Here is a 14618-nt window from a genome sequence, read left to right as displayed (position 1 = left end):
AGCATCCGGCAATGATGTTCATTTCACAGGATCAGGTATGCCCAGCGTCGTATTCAGGCGCCCCCGCGACTTATTGAAGATTTTATTGCCATTTTCTCGCCCGGCTCGACGACGTCGTTGTTCTTCTGGCGGTAATGCGCTCTCTTCGCAGCAAATCTCACTACAACACCCCTTGAATTTCTCAGCACACGTCGGACACTGGATAAACAGCAAGTGACAGCCATCATTTTTACAGTTGGTATGGCTGTCGCATGGCGTGCCGCACTGATGGCAATGTGCAATAATTTCATCAGAGATGCGCTCGCCCATCCGTTCGTCAAAAACGAAATTTTTGCCAACAAAACGCACTGGTAAGCCTTGTTCACGCGCCTTACGGGCGTATTCAATAATGCCGCCTTCAATATGCCAGACTTTATTAAAGCCGTTATGCTTCATCCAGGCACTGGCCTTTTCGCAACGAATGCCACCAGTGCAGTACATGACGATTTTTTTATCTTTATGCGTCTGCATCATCTCAACCGCTTTCGGCAGTTGTTCACGAAAGGTATCAGCCGGAATTTCCAACGCATTTTCGAAATGACCGACTTCATATTCATAGTGGTTGCGCATGTCGATAAACAGCGTATCGGGATCATCAAGCATGGCATTCACTTCCGCCGCTTGCAGATATTCCCCGACATTGGTGGCATCAAATTGAGGATCGTCAATCCCGTCGGCGACAATCCGCTCGCGGACCTTCATGCGCAGCACCCAGAAGGATTTCCCATCATCATCCAACGCGATATTCAGGCGTAAACCATCTAACGCAGGATCAAAAGCATAAAGCTGTGCACGAAATGTCTCGACGTTGCTCGCTGGTACACTAATTTGCGCGTTGATCCCCTCATGTGCCAGATAGACCCGGCCAAAAACATCCAACGAAGCAAATAGCTGATATAAAGCATCGCGGGTCACTTTAGGATCGGCAATATGGAAATATTCATAAAACGAAATGGTGGTGCGCGGTTCACTCTCGGCCAGCATTTTGGCTTTCAGTGCGTCGTTGGAAATTCGGTTGTGTAACACTGGCATGGTGTACGGTTCCTGCGAGGTGGGAAAGTAAAATCCGGCGCATGATATAGCAATAATCGCAAATTAACATCCACACATTTTACGCTACATTTGCGCATTAAAAATTATTAATAGTTTACATGCGCGGCATTTTCGCCCAGTCTTCAGCCTCAAATTTTGGTTGAGGGCGAAAAAATGCGACAATACATACAATTGCCCGTATAGGTTGAAAGACAGGATTGATATGACGAATCTACCCAAGTTCTCCACCGCACTGCTTCATCCGCGTTATTGGTTAACCTGGTTGGGTATTGGCGTACTTTGGTTAGTCGTTCAGTTACCCTACCCAATCATCTACCGCCTTGGCATTGCGACGGGGCGACTGGCGTTACGTTTAATGAAACGACGCGCCAAAATTGTGCATCGCAACCTGGAACTGTGCTTCCCGGAAATGAGCGAACAAGAGCGCCAGCAGATGGTGATTAAGAATTTTGAATCCGTTGGCATGGGACTGATGGAAACCGGCATGGCATGGTTCTGGCCAGAAAGTCGGGTTGCCCGCTGGACGGAAGTTATCGGCATGGAGCATGTCCGTGACGTGCAGGCGCAAAAGCGTGGCATCCTGTTAGTTGGCATCCATTTTCTGACGCTGGAACTCGGTGCACGACAATTTGGAATGCAGGAGCCGGGGATCGGGGTTTATCGCCCGAATGACAATCCATTGATCGACTGGCTGCAAACCTGGGGCCGCCTGCGTTCGAATAAATCGATGCTCGATCGCAAAGATTTAAAAGGGATGATTAAAGCACTTAAAAAAGGTGAAGTCGTCTGGTATGCGCCGGATCACGATTACGGTCCGCGCTCGAGCGTTTTTGTGCCGTTGTTCGCCGTTGAGCAGGCGGCAACCACTAGCGGCACCTGGATGTTGGCACGAATGTCCGGCGCATGTCTGGTGCCATTTGTCCCTCGTCGTAAGCCGGACGGCAAAGGTTATCAATTGATCATGCTGCCGCCAGAGTGTTCACCGCCTCTGGATAACGCTGAAACCACCGCCGCATGGATGAACAAAGTGGTTGAAAAATGCATCATGATGGCGCCAGAACAATACATGTGGTTGCATCGCCGCTTCAAAACGCGCCCGGAAGGCGTTCCTTCACGTTACTAACCTTCTTTATGCCGGATGCGCAGCATCGCATCCGGCACATCAGCATCAAATTCCCTGATTTAGCGATAAAAGCTCTCTGCATTGCGTCACTTATAAGTCAGGCGCATAATTAGTGTGCTTATCTTTTATTCTCTTGTTCACCGCGCCCTGGCGCACCAACAGCGGATTGCTATGTCACCCTGTGAAAATGACACTCCCATAAACTGGAAACAAAACCTGCTCGTTGCCTGGCTTGGCTGTTTTCTTACCGGCGCCGCCTTCAGTCTGGTAATGCCGTTCTTACCCCTCTACGTTGAGCAACTTGGCGTTACGGGCCACTCGGCGCTAAATATGTGGTCAGGGATTGTCTTCAGTATTACCTTTCTATTTTCCGCCATTGCTTCTCCGTTCTGGGGAGGATTAGCTGACCGCAAAGGTCGAAAAATTATGCTCCTGCGCTCTGCCCTCGGGATGGGTATCGTGATGGTGCTGATGGGGGTAGTGCAAAATATCTGGCAATTTCTGATCCTGCGAGCATTGCTGGGTCTGCTCGGTGGATTTGTCCCTAATGCCAACGCACTAATCGCCACTCAGGTCCCACGCAATAAAAGCGGCTGGGCGCTGGGTACGCTCTCTACCGGTGGCGTTAGCGGCGCACTGCTCGGCCCCATGGCTGGCGGCTTGCTCGCCGATAACTACGGCTTACGCCCGGTATTTTTTATTACCGCCAGTGTGCTAATACTCTGCTTTTTCGTCACCCTGTTTTGTATCAAAGAAAAATTCCAGCCAGTCAGCAAAAAAGAGATGCTGCACATGCGGGATGTCGTGACATCGCTTAAAAACCCGAAGCTGGTACTTAGCCTGTTTGTCACAACATTAATCATCCAGGTCGCTACCGGTTCAATCGCGCCAATCCTGACACTCTATGTCCGCGAACTGGCGGGGAATGTCAGTAATGTTGCTTTTATCAGTGGCATGATTGCCTCGGTCCCCGGCGTGGCTGCGCTACTTAGCGCGCCACGGCTTGGCAAACTGGGGGATCGTATCGGGCCAGAGAAGATCCTGATAACGGCGCTGCTCTTTTCTGTGCTGCTGTTAATCCCTATGTCTTACGTCCAGACACCATTCCAACTGGGGGTTTTACGCTTTTTACTCGGGGCCGCCGATGGTGCGTTACTCCCCGCAGTACAAACGCTACTGGTCTATAACTCAACAAACCAAATCGCCGGACGAATTTTCAGCTACAACCAGTCATTTCGTGATATTGGCAACGTTACGGGACCATTGATGGGCGCGGCTATCTCGGCAAACTATGGTTTCCGCGCAGTGTTTCTGGTCACCGCAGGAGTTGTGTTGTTTAACGCGGTTTATTCCTGGAACAGTTTGCGTCGCCGCCGATTGCCCCAAGTGACAGGCTGATTTTTCGCCTTTCATACTTGCAAAAGCGCATAATCAGCTATTCTTTCCCTGAATACATCATCAAATCAAAGGGAGAATCGTGATGACTATGTACGCAACGCTTGAAGAAGCCATTGATGCCGCACGGGAAGAATTTCTTGCTGACAACCCCGGAATCGATGCAGATGAAGCAAATGTGCAACAGTTCAATGTCCAGAAATATATTCTGCAAGATGGCGACATTATGTGGCAGGTTGAGTTTTTTGCTGATGAAGGCGAAGAAGGTGAATGTCTGCCAATGTTCAGCGGTGAAGCTGCACAAAGCGTCTTTGACGGCGATTATGATGAAATTGAAATCCGCCAGGAATGGCAGGATGAAAATACGCTGCATGAATGGGACGAAGGCGAATTTCAGCTTGAGCCGCCCCTGGATACTGAAGAAGGACGCGCTGCCGCCGATGAATGGGATGAGCGTTAATTACTCATATGGCCCATGTTGAATATCAATGGGCAGCAGTAAGGTATCAAAGACGAGGGAGAACGGCAGATCGAGGATCATAACATAGCGCCATGCGGAGTCACGAACATCCCATTGCACCCCGGGATAATATTGGTTGCCATGCCCCTGCCCCGGTAAAGTGCGGCTAATGATGCTGCCACAGCCACTCAGTAAGGTAACCATGATGCCTACCACAATGAAACGCATTTGATACCTCTTTCCTAAAAAAATACCGGCATTACGCCGGTATTTTTATTGGCTCGTTGTTTTTGCCGGATGCGGCGTGAACGCCTTATCCGACCTACAAAATCTTGCAAACTCAATATATTGCAGGAACGATGTAGGCCTGATAAGCGTAGCGCATCAGGCAACTACGTTTTTATTGCGAAGCCGCATCCGGGTTACGCAATGCCTGTGGATTCAGCTTTATCCCTTCATAGTAACTCACCCATGAAGAATATTTCTCCGGAGAGTTCCATACGCGGAAATGCAAACGTGCCATCGTTACCGGATCGCTCAAAAGCACCAGACGACGATCGCGGTTCAGCTTCTCTGGCGTCTCGTTCAGCGCCTGTTCAACGTGGCGGTCACGGGCGATTTCCAGCACCTTACTGGCGCGGTGACGAGCGGTCGCCATTGCCGTTGCCAGGGCGTTAAACGACGGGTTAAATACCGCGTGCATAAAGCCATCGTCGAGAGAACGTTGACGGTTCATCTCAAGGAAACGATCGGTATCTACCAGCACCTGCGGCGGTGAATACTCTTCCGGGATCAGGAACAGTTTCCAGCGTTTAGCACGCAGCCCCACGGTCGCACGACTGGAGATCACCGAAACAAACGGTGACAGGATCAGCGAGAAGACAATCGGCGCCAGCCAGAACAGGAATCTCAGATCCAGCCATGCCATGCCAACCGCCCACACCAGGCCCAGTAACAGTTGCGAACCGTGACGTTTAAAGGCTTCTCCCCAGGAAGTGGAGTCATCATCACGTTGCGGTGAATTCCACACCACCTCCCAGCCGAGGAAGGCACTGACCACGAATACCGTATGAAACAGCATGCGCACCGGCGCCAGCAGTACGGAGAACAGCACTTCCAGTAGCAACGACAAGGTGACGCGCCAGAAGCCACCATACTCTTTAGTCCCTTTGCACCAGATGAGCAAAATACTCAACAATTTTGGCAGGAACAGCAGCACCATTGTTGAGGCAAACAGTGCAATCGCCAGTTCAGGACGCCATTGCGGCCACACCGGGAACAACTGCCGTGGTTGCAGGAAGTATTGCGGTTCGGTCAACGCATGCACTACCTGCAATGCGGTCGAGAGTGCGAGGAACATAAACCACAGCGGCGCAGAGAGATAAGACATTACCCCCGTCAGGAACACCGCACGGTGTACCGGGTGCATCCCTTTAACCAGGAACAGGCGGAAGTTCATCAGGTTGCCGTGACACCAGCGACGGTCACGCTTTAGCTCGTCCAGCAAGTTTGGTGGCAACTCTTCATAAGAGCCCGGGAGATCGTACGCAATCCATACTCCCCAACCTGCACGGCGCATCAGTGCCGCTTCTACAAAGTCGTGCGACAGGATTGAACCGGCAAAAGAGCCTTCACCCGGCAACGGCGCCAGCGCGCAGTGCTCGATAAAGGGTTTCACGCGGATAATCGCGTTATGCCCCCAATAGTGCGACTCGCCAAGTTGCCAGAAGTGCAGACCGGCAGTGAACAATGGCCCATAAACACGGGTCGCAAACTGCTGGCAGCGCGCGTACAGCGTATCCATACCAGATGCTTTCGGCGAAGACTGGATAATCCCGGCGTTCGGGTTGGCTTCCATCAGGCGCACCAGGCCGCACAAGCAATCACCGGTCATCACTGAATCGGCATCCAGCACTACCATGTAGCTGTACTGACTGCCCCAGCGACGGCAGAAGTCATCGATATTACCGCTTTTACGCTTTACACGACGGCGGCGGCGGCGATAGAAAATCTGCCCTTCGCCGCCGACTTCAGCGATAAGCTCCATCCAGGCTTTTTGCTCTGCGACGCAGATATCCGGGTTGTAACTATCACTCAGAATGTAGACATCAAAGTGTTTAGCATTGCCGGTGGCTTTTACCGATTCCCACGTTGCGCGCAAGCCTGCAAAGACGCGATTCACGTCTTCATTACAGATGGGCATGATCAATGCCGTACGATGCTCCGGGTTTAGCGGTTCATCGCCAACGGTCGACGCAGAAATACTGTATTTATCGCGACCAATGAGCAGTTGCAGGAACCCCATCAACGCGGTCCAGAAACCGGCAGACACCCAGCAGAAAAGAACAGCAAAGAGGATCAGAATGCCGGTTTGCAGCATATAGGGCAGGAGCTGCATAAAGGAAACCCACAGATCCTGATCGACCATATCAACCGGATTAATAAACGCCCACCCCTGGTACGGCAGAATCGTCTTCATGTACCAGGTAGCGACAACGGTTTGCGCCAGTGTCAGGATAAGCAGGATATAACGACGGATTGTCCCGACGGTACGCCACTTTTGCTCGCTTTCCTGTTCTTCTTTGGTTAACCGAGCCAGATAGCGCGGTGTCACATCGCGGCCGCGCAGACGATCCCAGAATCGCCCTACCGGGTTAGTTCGCCACGGATCGGGAAACATAGAGGAGCGTTTTGCTTTCGGCATTGCCTGAAGCTGATCGCGTCCTTCGTCGTCCTTAATTAACTGCCCATCAGCCAGCGAATCCGGCCAGGCTTGTTCAAGACGTGCCTTCACCGACCCTTGCGGGGAGTCATCCTCCCGCGCATAGATGCGGTGTTCGGCATCCAGCGCCTGATGAACGGCGCGGATATCGGTCTTCGGCAATGCCGCTTTCTCACTGGCGGAGATGGGCATTGCGTCAATGTACTCAGTTGTTTTATTCATTGGCAGGTAACTGGTAGCTCCAGGTTTCACTCAACGTCTGATCGGCATTCACCAGCGCAGCACGCATTTCAGTGGTTTTCTTGGCATCTTTCACTTTCACGCGCATTACCAGACGCCAGCCTTTGGTGACCGGGTTATAACGCACTGTACTCTCTACAATCTCACCATTATCGCCAATACTGGTTTGTGCGGTGACTGGCGTATCCGCTGGCAGTTTTTTCATTTCTGCACCAGTAAAATCGACCACAAAGGCGATAGTACCGTCAGGTTGACGAATCAGGTTTGATTGTTTCACATCCCCCGTTGAACGACGCGTCTGCTGTACCCAGGCGTTATCTGGCGCATGCAATTTGTCTTCGTCCCGGCTGAAGGTGATGGTGTATTTAAAGTTCATCTCTTTACCCGGTTCCGGCAGCTGGTCCGGCGTCCAGTAAGCGACGATGTTATCGTTAGTTTCATCGTTAGTCGGGATTTCTACCAACTCAACGCTACCTTTGCCCCACTCCCCTTTCGGTGTTACCCAGGCGCTTGGACGCAGATCGTAACGGTCGTCGAGATCTTCAAAACGAGAGAAGTTGCGGCCACGCTGTAACAGACCAAACCCTTGCGGATTCTCCATAGAGAAGCTGCTAACTGCCAGATGTTTCGGGTTATTCAGCGGACGCCAGATCCACTCGCCGTTACCGGCATGGATAGACAAGCCATTTGAGTCGTGCAATTCCGGACGATAGTTATTCGCCGGAGACGGCTGGTTCGGTCCGAACAGGAACATACTGGTTAGCGGCGCAACACCCAGTTTGCCGACTTTGTCGCGCAGATAAATTTTAGACTGCACATCAACAACCGTGTCACGTCCTGGCATAACCACAAACTTGTAAGCGCCTGTCGCTCGCGGTGAGTCAAGCAATGCATAAATGGTTAAACGTTTATCACTCGGTTTTGGTCGCTCGATCCAAAACTCTTTAAAGCGCGGAAATTCTTCACCGGATGGCAACGCGGTATCAATTGCCAGGCCGCGGGCAGAAAGGCCATAAACCTGACCTGCACCAATCACGCGGAAATAGCTGGCCCCGAGCATGCTGACGATTTCATCGTTTTTATCTTTGCTGTTGATCGGGTAAAGCACTTTAAAACCGGCAAAACCAAGGTCTTTTACCGTGTCTTTGTCATGCTGAACATCGCCGAATGTAAAATAATCCGGACTGTATTTGATTCTTTTTACTGCCGTTGCAGTAACTTCATTGATTTTGACCGGCGTGTCGAAGTACATACCCTGATGGTAGAACTCGAGCTTGAATGGGGTCTTCAGATTGTTCCAGTAGGCTTTGTCATGATTAAACTGGATCTGCTGATAGTCCGCGTATTTCATGTCGCGGAAAACGGAGGGCAAGTTGCTTTTAGGCGCCTCATAGCCTTTTCCGGCTAAGGATTGAGCTTGCTTTGCAACATCGTCAATGCTGAACGCCCAGCTTGAAGAGGTATACAGGGTTAACATTACTGCAGCACTCAACCAACGCATTTTCATCATTTGTAGTTTATGTTTCATAATAAGTAAGCACTTCCCCCTTTGTGTGCTTATATCGATCCGATCTATTTTAATGGATAACCAGCCATTACGACAACAGAATCCCGGCGTTATTCAGCATGCTGGCTCATGGATTAAGCACTTGATTGCGGCCGTTTTCACTTTCCGTGCTTCTCCTAAAGACAGAAGCAGCGAGTTCGTGTAGGGTTTGCCAGCAAATTTATTTATCAACAGTCTTACAGACGCTTCCATTTTGGTTAGTGGTAGTGACTATGCCGCGCAAAAAACACCCGCGAAGCCTGTGCCAGATGCGGTCAGGTCGATGTTGTTATGGCAAAAGCCTAAAGGCATTCCCCGGCAGGGATAAGACGAAAAATCCGAGATTAGTTAACCATATATGAATCCAGTACCCGCGCAGCGTGAATATTTCCTCGACTCCATCCGCGCCTGGTTGATGTTGTTAGGGATCCCTTTTCATATTTCTTTAATCTATTCAAGCCACACCTGGCATGTGAATAGCGCAGAGCCGTCCTGGTGGCTGACACTTTTTAACGATTTCATCCACTCGTTCCGCATGCAGGTATTTTTCGTTATTTCTGGTTATTTTTCCTACATGCTTTTTTTGCGCTACCCATTGAAAAAATGGTGGAAAGTTCGTGTCGAACGCGTGGGGATCCCGATGTTAACGGCCATTCCTCTGCTGACCTTGCCGCAATTCATTATGCTGCAGTATGTCAAAGGCAAAGCAGAAAGCTGGCCTGGCCTGTCATTGTATGACAAATATAATACACTGGCCTGGGAATTAATTTCGCACCTGTGGTTTTTACTGGTATTGGTGGTCATGACGACACTTTGCATATGGATATTTAAGCGCATCAAAGACAATTTAGATAATTCCGATAACAAAAATAAAAAATTCTCAATGGCTAAACTATCGGTGATCTTCTTATGCCTCGGCATCGGCTATGCGGCAATAAGAAGAACGCTCTTTATCGTTTATCCGCCCATTTTAAGCGATGGCATGTTCAATTTTATTTTCATGCAGACGCTGTTTTATATGCCGTTTTTTATCCTTGGTGCATTAGCTTTTATTTTCCCTAATCTTAAAGCCTTGTTTACCACACCTTCTCGTGGTTGCACACTCGCTGCAGCAATGGCATTTGTCGCCTATTTGCTCAATCAACGTTACGGTAGCGGCGATGCCTGGATGTATGAAACCGAGTCGGTGATCACGATGGTACTCGGCTTGTGGATGGTGAATGTGGTTTTCTCCTTTGGTCACCGTTTGCTCAATTTTCAGTCGGCGCGGGTGACCTATTTTGTAAACGCATCGCTGTTTATCTACCTGGTTCACCACCCGTTAACGCTGTTTTTCGGCGCATACATCACCCCGCATATCACCTCAAATTGGCTTGGTTTTCTCTGCGGCCTGATATTTGTGATAGGGATTGCGATAATTCTGTATGAAATTCATTTACGCATTCCGTTGTTGAAGTTTTTGTTCTCCGGAAAACCGGCCACTAAGCGCGAGAATGATAAAGCGCCAGCCCGCTGAGCCACACTTACAATAACCATTCAACGGGTAATATTGACGCCAGTCTGACCAAAACCCGCTTCCAGAAACTGGTTGCGGGTTCTTTTTTGAGAATAATTTCTTCCTTCCCGCGACGATCGACCCAGTTAATCCGCCCCCATCGATCCAGACGCAGCTGCCAGGCCGCATCATACTGACTCTGAATAAAGCGTTTATCGATCAGTTGCGCCAGCATTTTGCTCTCTATTACCAGGCCCATTTCAGTGTTGAGTAATGTTGAACGCGGGTCGAAATTGAATGAACCAATAAATACGGTTTTGCCATCGACACTGAAGGTCTTGGCATGCAGACTGGCACCGGAATTCCCGGTTATTCCGCGGTCGTGCAGTGTACCGGGTTGTTCCTGCGTCGGCTTTAGTTCATAGAGTTCCACGCCATAACGGAGCAATTTTTTGCGCCAGCGTGCGTAGCCAGCATGCACCACAGCGACATCATTGGCGGCAAGTGAGTTGGTTAAGATTGCTATCTTTACCCCTTTTCTTACCATCCGTAACAGTTGCGCTACACCTGCACGCGTCGGCACAAAATAGGAAGAGATAATATCAATCCGCTCGCCGGGTGACCCCATGATATCGAACAGACGCTGCGGCAGAAGGGAATGGCGTTTTGCTTTGCCCTCCCCTTTCGCAGGATCATCACTTAATAAACGCGTTTTTGCCCAAATAAGCGGTAACGCCCCCTCAACGAGTTGATTCATAAAAGGGCTTGATTCCAGTTTACGCAAATAGCGATGCGTGATGCTGTCATTATGCCAGGATGCGGGGAGTTCAATACGATCAGCCATTTCACCTTCTGGCACATCCAGAACATGCTGCAAGGGTGAAACTGATTTGCAATACCAGTAGCGGGCAAAATCATCAGCGACGTCCTCAACAACCGGCCCCATTGCCATCACATCTAAATCTGAAAAAAGCGGTTCTTCTCCTGCACCAAAATATGCATCGCCAATGTTTCTCCCCCCCACCAGCGTCACCACGCCATCGACGGTAAAACTCTTATTGTGCATACGTCGATTGAGACGGGAAAAATCGGTGATATAGCCAAGCGGACGCAATAAGCGAAATGAGAAAGGATTGAAAAGTCGAACTTCAATCCGCGGGTGGCTATTGAGCAAGCGTAAAATGTCATCAAGTCCGGGGGTATTGTTGTCATCAAGCAACAAACGAACGCGAACGCCACGCTTCGCGGCGGCTAACAGAGCGGAAAACAGTAACCGCCCCGACATATCGTCCTGCCAGATGTAATACTGAACATCCAGCGTATGTTCCGCCATTTCTGCCAGGCGATAACGTGCGGCAAACGCATCCAGACCTTTATCAAGGGGGAAAATGCCGCACAGTCCTGGATGTTGCGAACACAAGTGCAACACCGCGCTCGCCAGCCGAGGCAAATCATTCATCTCCTTGTTGGGTAAGGAGTCTTTCGTAGAGATGGGCGTTTTCTTCATCATAACAGACAAAGTATACCTGCTCGGGTAAAGCGTGACGGATAATAAATTCCGAAACGGTTTTTACTGCTATTTCAGCTGCTGCTGCGCGTGGGTATCCATAAACACCAGTACTAATGGCAGGGAAAGCTACCGATGTATAACTGTTCGCCGCCACCAGTCGCAGACTATTGAGATAGGCATCCTGCAATAGCTGATCTTCATTTTGTTCTCCGCCGCGCCACACGGGTCCAACAGTGTGTACAACAGCTTTGGCGGGGAGATCGCCTGCGAGGGTAATTACTGCGTGTCCCGTAGGGCAATCGCCCTGTTGTTGTCTGACTTTTAAACAGGCATCCAGCAGCGCCGGACCGGCAGCGCGATGTATAGCGCCATCGACGCCGCCTCCCCCCATCAACGATGGATTTGCCGCATTAACAATCACATCAACAGCCAGTTTGGTAATATCGCCCTGTACAACATGAATACGCGATTTCATAACGCCTCCTTACACCATCTTGTTTCTTAAGTGTACAGCAGGGTTTTTAGAGAAATCGCATTTTTCTTGTCGGCGACGTGAGTGGTTCAGAAACTTAGTTATATTCGATATTCATCACAGCCAGCTTTTTCTGCTCATCAAGATACTGCACTTTTACTGAGGCAATTTGCGCATTTTTAACTTTGCCGCTCATTAGCTCTTTGCTGGAATACGTTTCGCTCTGTACAGGACCATTTTGCATACAGGTCATTTCAACTGGCGCTTGTAGGGAGCTCACGTCACACGCCGGTTCCACAATTTGACCATAAAAATGAATCACGCCACCTTGCGCATTGCTTTCCGCTGTTGCAAAAAAAGGAAAAACCAGGCTGCCAAGCATAAGGGAGTTTAATAACGGTCTGAACATCTCTTCTATTTCCTCAATGATTAATCATCCTTGAGGGTGTGTTATCCATGCTTTCAGGTGGTCGATTCGTATCAGACCATTCTCTTCCGGCTCATTTTATGCTCAACTATCAATACATTAAGACTTTCCTGAAGAGGGCGGCCATTGTTGTGATAAATGAAGTGACTGTCCATCAGAAACAGTAACAACTATTTTCACCCGATCGTCCGGGGAAATATTTAAACTCAACTTCGTCAAGGCAATGGGTTGATTAGCGGGTAATGAAAGGGTTTTTTCTTGCTTCGTCTGACTTTGTCCCGAACTGCCTTCACGCAGAGATAATATTTGCACCCGGCACAAGCATGATTGCGTCAGAGTAACCTCAGGAATAATGGTGTACATGTCACCTTGCTGGGTTGTATTAAAGGTTATCTGGCTGGAAAGCGCCGCGAGAAGTAATAACGCGTTCATACTATTCTCCCGAAAAAAAACAGGGCTTGCGCCCTGTTTCTGTAATACAAATTCTATATTAGTACTGATGAGCGGTCGCGTTGTTACCAAAGCCAACCTGAGTTACGTTGACGCTGGAGTTAGATGCAGTCTGGTCAACTGCTGCACCGTTGCCGCCACCGAACTGTTTAACAGTCATTTCAGAGTTTTTACCGTTCCACTGATCCAGTGTCGCGCTGTTACCAAAGCCACGTTGGGTCAGTTCAATTGAGCTGTCATCAGAACCTTGTCCCACGTCTGCGCCGTTACCGCCGCCGTGCTGGGTAATAGTCAGATCAGAGTTGCGGGCATCAGCCTGCAATGCAACAGCAGAGTTACCGCCACCGTATTGGTAAATATTCAGTTCAGAATTCGGGCCGCTGTTATTACCGCCACCACCGTGGTTGCCGCCGCCACCGCCGTACTGAGGAATAGAACCTGCCAGAGCGCTACCGGAGAATACGATTGCTGCAATTGCTGCTACTTTTAAAAGTTTCATGTAAAACCCCCATCGGATTGATTTAAAAGTCGAATGGAAATTAACGCTGTGTTACGCGAATAGCCATTTGCGACTGTCTCTGCACTACAATTGCCGTTTTTTGAGTACCATACTGCGTAATATTTGCTTTATTACCAGAACCTTTCTGGATAATCATTGCTGTATTACCATATGCGCCCTGCGAAATACTGGCATCGTTGGCATTGCCCGCCTGATCAATATACGCAAGGTTATAATCTCCTGTCTGGTCAATCTTTGCCCGGTTGTTATTACCATCTTGCGAAACAACCGACAAAAGTTTAGAGCCTCCCTGCCGTAACTGTGCACTATTATTAGCACCAGCTTGACCAATTATGGCTGCCTGATTAAATGAAGACTTACTCAATTCATTTACCGCAAAGTTATACTCTGAATTAGCTAAATCATAACCTGCCGCGGCTGCAATCCCAGGCGCACCCAGTACTGTTAACATCATAAATAACAATCTGTTTTTCATGTTGTCACCCTGGACCTGGTCGTACATTTAAGAAATTTAAATCATTTCAACTTGGTTGTTAACGCAAACCGTTTTTTGTTAACGCTGCGTTACGATGGAAAGTATGTCTGCGGAAATATTTTTAATAACTCACCCGCGCGTTGTATTTTTCTTTTTTTACTCATGCCAAAGTATTAAAACTCGCGTAAATACGCTGTTATTTACGCAAAAATTATTTTGTTTACTTTTAAACCGTCGTTTTTTGACCGCGAAAATTCGACAAACTATCTCTCCTCATGATTCACGAAGATTCTGTCGATATGTTTGCCTGACAAGCCGTCACAAACATCGTTTTTTTGCAGCCAAAAATTGTCCATGAAGAGAATCTGAAAATGCAGACAATTTTAGCGCAACAAAAGGACCAGAGATAAATAACATTTATTAAAATAATCATGTAGTTACGTGTATTTGTATGACTTTTCAAAATTGTGCAATAAAAGCCATATGTACAACTTTTCTATCATTACCAAACTTAACAATCCCTTAATGTTAACAAATTTAATTACCAGATTACATTTTGTTACATGTTTAACACTTGATTTAAGATTTGTAATGGCTAGATTGAAATCAGATGTAATCCATTAGTTTTATTTTTTACCCATTTAGGGTTGATTTATTACTACACACAGCAGTGCAACATCTGTCAGTACTT

14 protein-coding genes are annotated in these 14618 nt (G+C 48.7%); 4 read left to right on the top strand and 10 right to left on the bottom strand.

Annotated features, from left to right (window positions below; all coding sequences use genetic code 11):
• Positions 1-18: 18 nt before the first annotated feature.
• On the bottom strand, positions 19-1071 hold the full coding sequence (locus FEK43_RS02095; RefSeq protein WP_135406372.1) for a rhodanese-related sulfurtransferase: 1053 nt from the start codon (positions 1069-1071) through the stop codon (positions 19-21).
• 223 nt (positions 1072-1294) lie between these two features.
• On the opposite strand from FEK43_RS02095, the gene lpxL reads away from it, so the two are divergent.
• The 3 genes from lpxL (at position 1295) to FEK43_RS02080 (ending at position 4070) form a co-directional block, all read left to right on the top strand.
• The gene (gene lpxL / locus FEK43_RS02090) at positions 1295-2215 is read left to right on the top strand and encodes a kdo(2)-lipid IV(A) lauroyltransferase (protein WP_130205487.1); all 921 of its coding nucleotides are present in this window, start codon (positions 1295-1297) and stop codon (positions 2213-2215) included.
• A 171-nt stretch (positions 2216-2386) separates the two neighbouring features.
• Positions 2387-3613, top strand: coding sequence for a multidrug efflux MFS transporter MdtG (gene mdtG / locus FEK43_RS02085; protein WP_130205485.1), 1227 nt, complete (start codon positions 2387-2389; stop codon positions 3611-3613).
• 82 nt (positions 3614-3695) lie between these two features.
• Positions 3696-4070: a MysB family protein gene (locus FEK43_RS02080; RefSeq protein ID WP_130205483.1), complete on the top strand. Its 375-nt coding sequence runs from the start codon at positions 3696-3698 to the stop codon at positions 4068-4070.
• Here the strand turns inward: FEK43_RS02080 and FEK43_RS02075 are convergent, their stop codons facing one another.
• The 3 genes from FEK43_RS02075 to mdoG all read right to left on the bottom strand — a co-directional run bounded on the left by FEK43_RS02075 (position 4071) and on the right by mdoG (position 8542).
• On the bottom strand, positions 4071-4298 hold the full coding sequence (locus FEK43_RS02075; RefSeq protein ID WP_135406369.1) for a YceK/YidQ family lipoprotein: 228 nt from the start codon (positions 4296-4298) through the stop codon (positions 4071-4073).
• A gap of 172 nt (positions 4299-4470) precedes the next feature.
• Positions 4471-7014: a glucans biosynthesis glucosyltransferase MdoH gene (gene mdoH, locus FEK43_RS02070; protein WP_130205479.1), complete on the bottom strand. Its 2544-nt coding sequence runs from the start codon at positions 7012-7014 to the stop codon at positions 4471-4473.
• Positions 7007-8542 (bottom strand): glucans biosynthesis protein MdoG, encoded by a 1536-nt coding sequence (mdoG, locus tag FEK43_RS02065; protein ID WP_135406468.1) that lies wholly within the window; start codon positions 8540-8542, stop codon positions 7007-7009. Before mdoG ends, mdoH begins: the two co-directional genes overlap by 8 nt.
• A 394-nt stretch (positions 8543-8936) precedes the next feature.
• Between mdoG and mdoC the strand changes: the two genes are divergently transcribed.
• Entirely contained in the window at positions 8937-10094 is a 1158-nt protein-coding gene (gene mdoC / locus FEK43_RS02060; protein ID WP_131162257.1) for a glucans biosynthesis protein MdoC, read from the top strand.
• Positions 10095-10101: 7 nt separating this feature from the next.
• Here mdoC and clsC read toward each other — a convergent pair whose 3' ends face one another.
• From clsC to csgB, 6 genes are all read right to left on the bottom strand, one after another.
• Positions 10102-11583: a cardiolipin synthase ClsC gene (gene clsC / locus FEK43_RS02055; RefSeq protein WP_131162258.1), complete on the bottom strand. Its 1482-nt coding sequence runs from the start codon at positions 11581-11583 to the stop codon at positions 10102-10104.
• Positions 11525-12058: an O-acetyl-ADP-ribose deacetylase gene (gene ymdB, locus FEK43_RS02050; protein ID WP_131162259.1), complete on the bottom strand. Its 534-nt coding sequence runs from the start codon at positions 12056-12058 to the stop codon at positions 11525-11527. Before ymdB ends, clsC begins: the two co-directional genes overlap by 59 nt.
• A gap of 94 nt (positions 12059-12152) precedes the next feature.
• Positions 12153-12464 carry a type 1 fimbrial protein gene (locus tag FEK43_RS02045; RefSeq protein ID WP_131162260.1) on the bottom strand — a complete coding sequence of 104 codons (312 nt, stop codon included), beginning with the start codon at positions 12462-12464 and terminating at the stop codon, positions 12153-12155.
• A 117-nt stretch (positions 12465-12581) separates the two neighbouring features.
• Positions 12582-12914 (bottom strand): curli assembly chaperone CsgC, encoded by a 333-nt coding sequence (csgC, locus tag FEK43_RS02040; protein WP_000992819.1) that lies wholly within the window; start codon positions 12912-12914, stop codon positions 12582-12584.
• A 58-nt stretch (positions 12915-12972) separates the two neighbouring features.
• A complete protein-coding gene (gene csgA, locus FEK43_RS02035; RefSeq protein ID WP_000771421.1) occupies positions 12973-13431 on the bottom strand; it encodes a curli major subunit CsgA in 459 nt (152 codons plus the stop codon).
• A gap of 40 nt (positions 13432-13471) precedes the next feature.
• Entirely contained in the window at positions 13472-13927 is a 456-nt protein-coding gene (csgB, locus tag FEK43_RS02030) for a curli minor subunit CsgB (protein ID WP_130205467.1), read from the bottom strand.
• Positions 13928-14618: the final 691 nt, after the last annotated feature.

This window comes from Escherichia sp. E2562 (assembly GCF_005781075.1).
Lineage (GTDB): Bacteria > Pseudomonadota > Gammaproteobacteria > Enterobacterales > Enterobacteriaceae > Escherichia.
The sequence above is the reverse complement of the archived record's forward strand: the minus strand, read 5'-3'. Positions and strand labels throughout refer to the sequence as shown.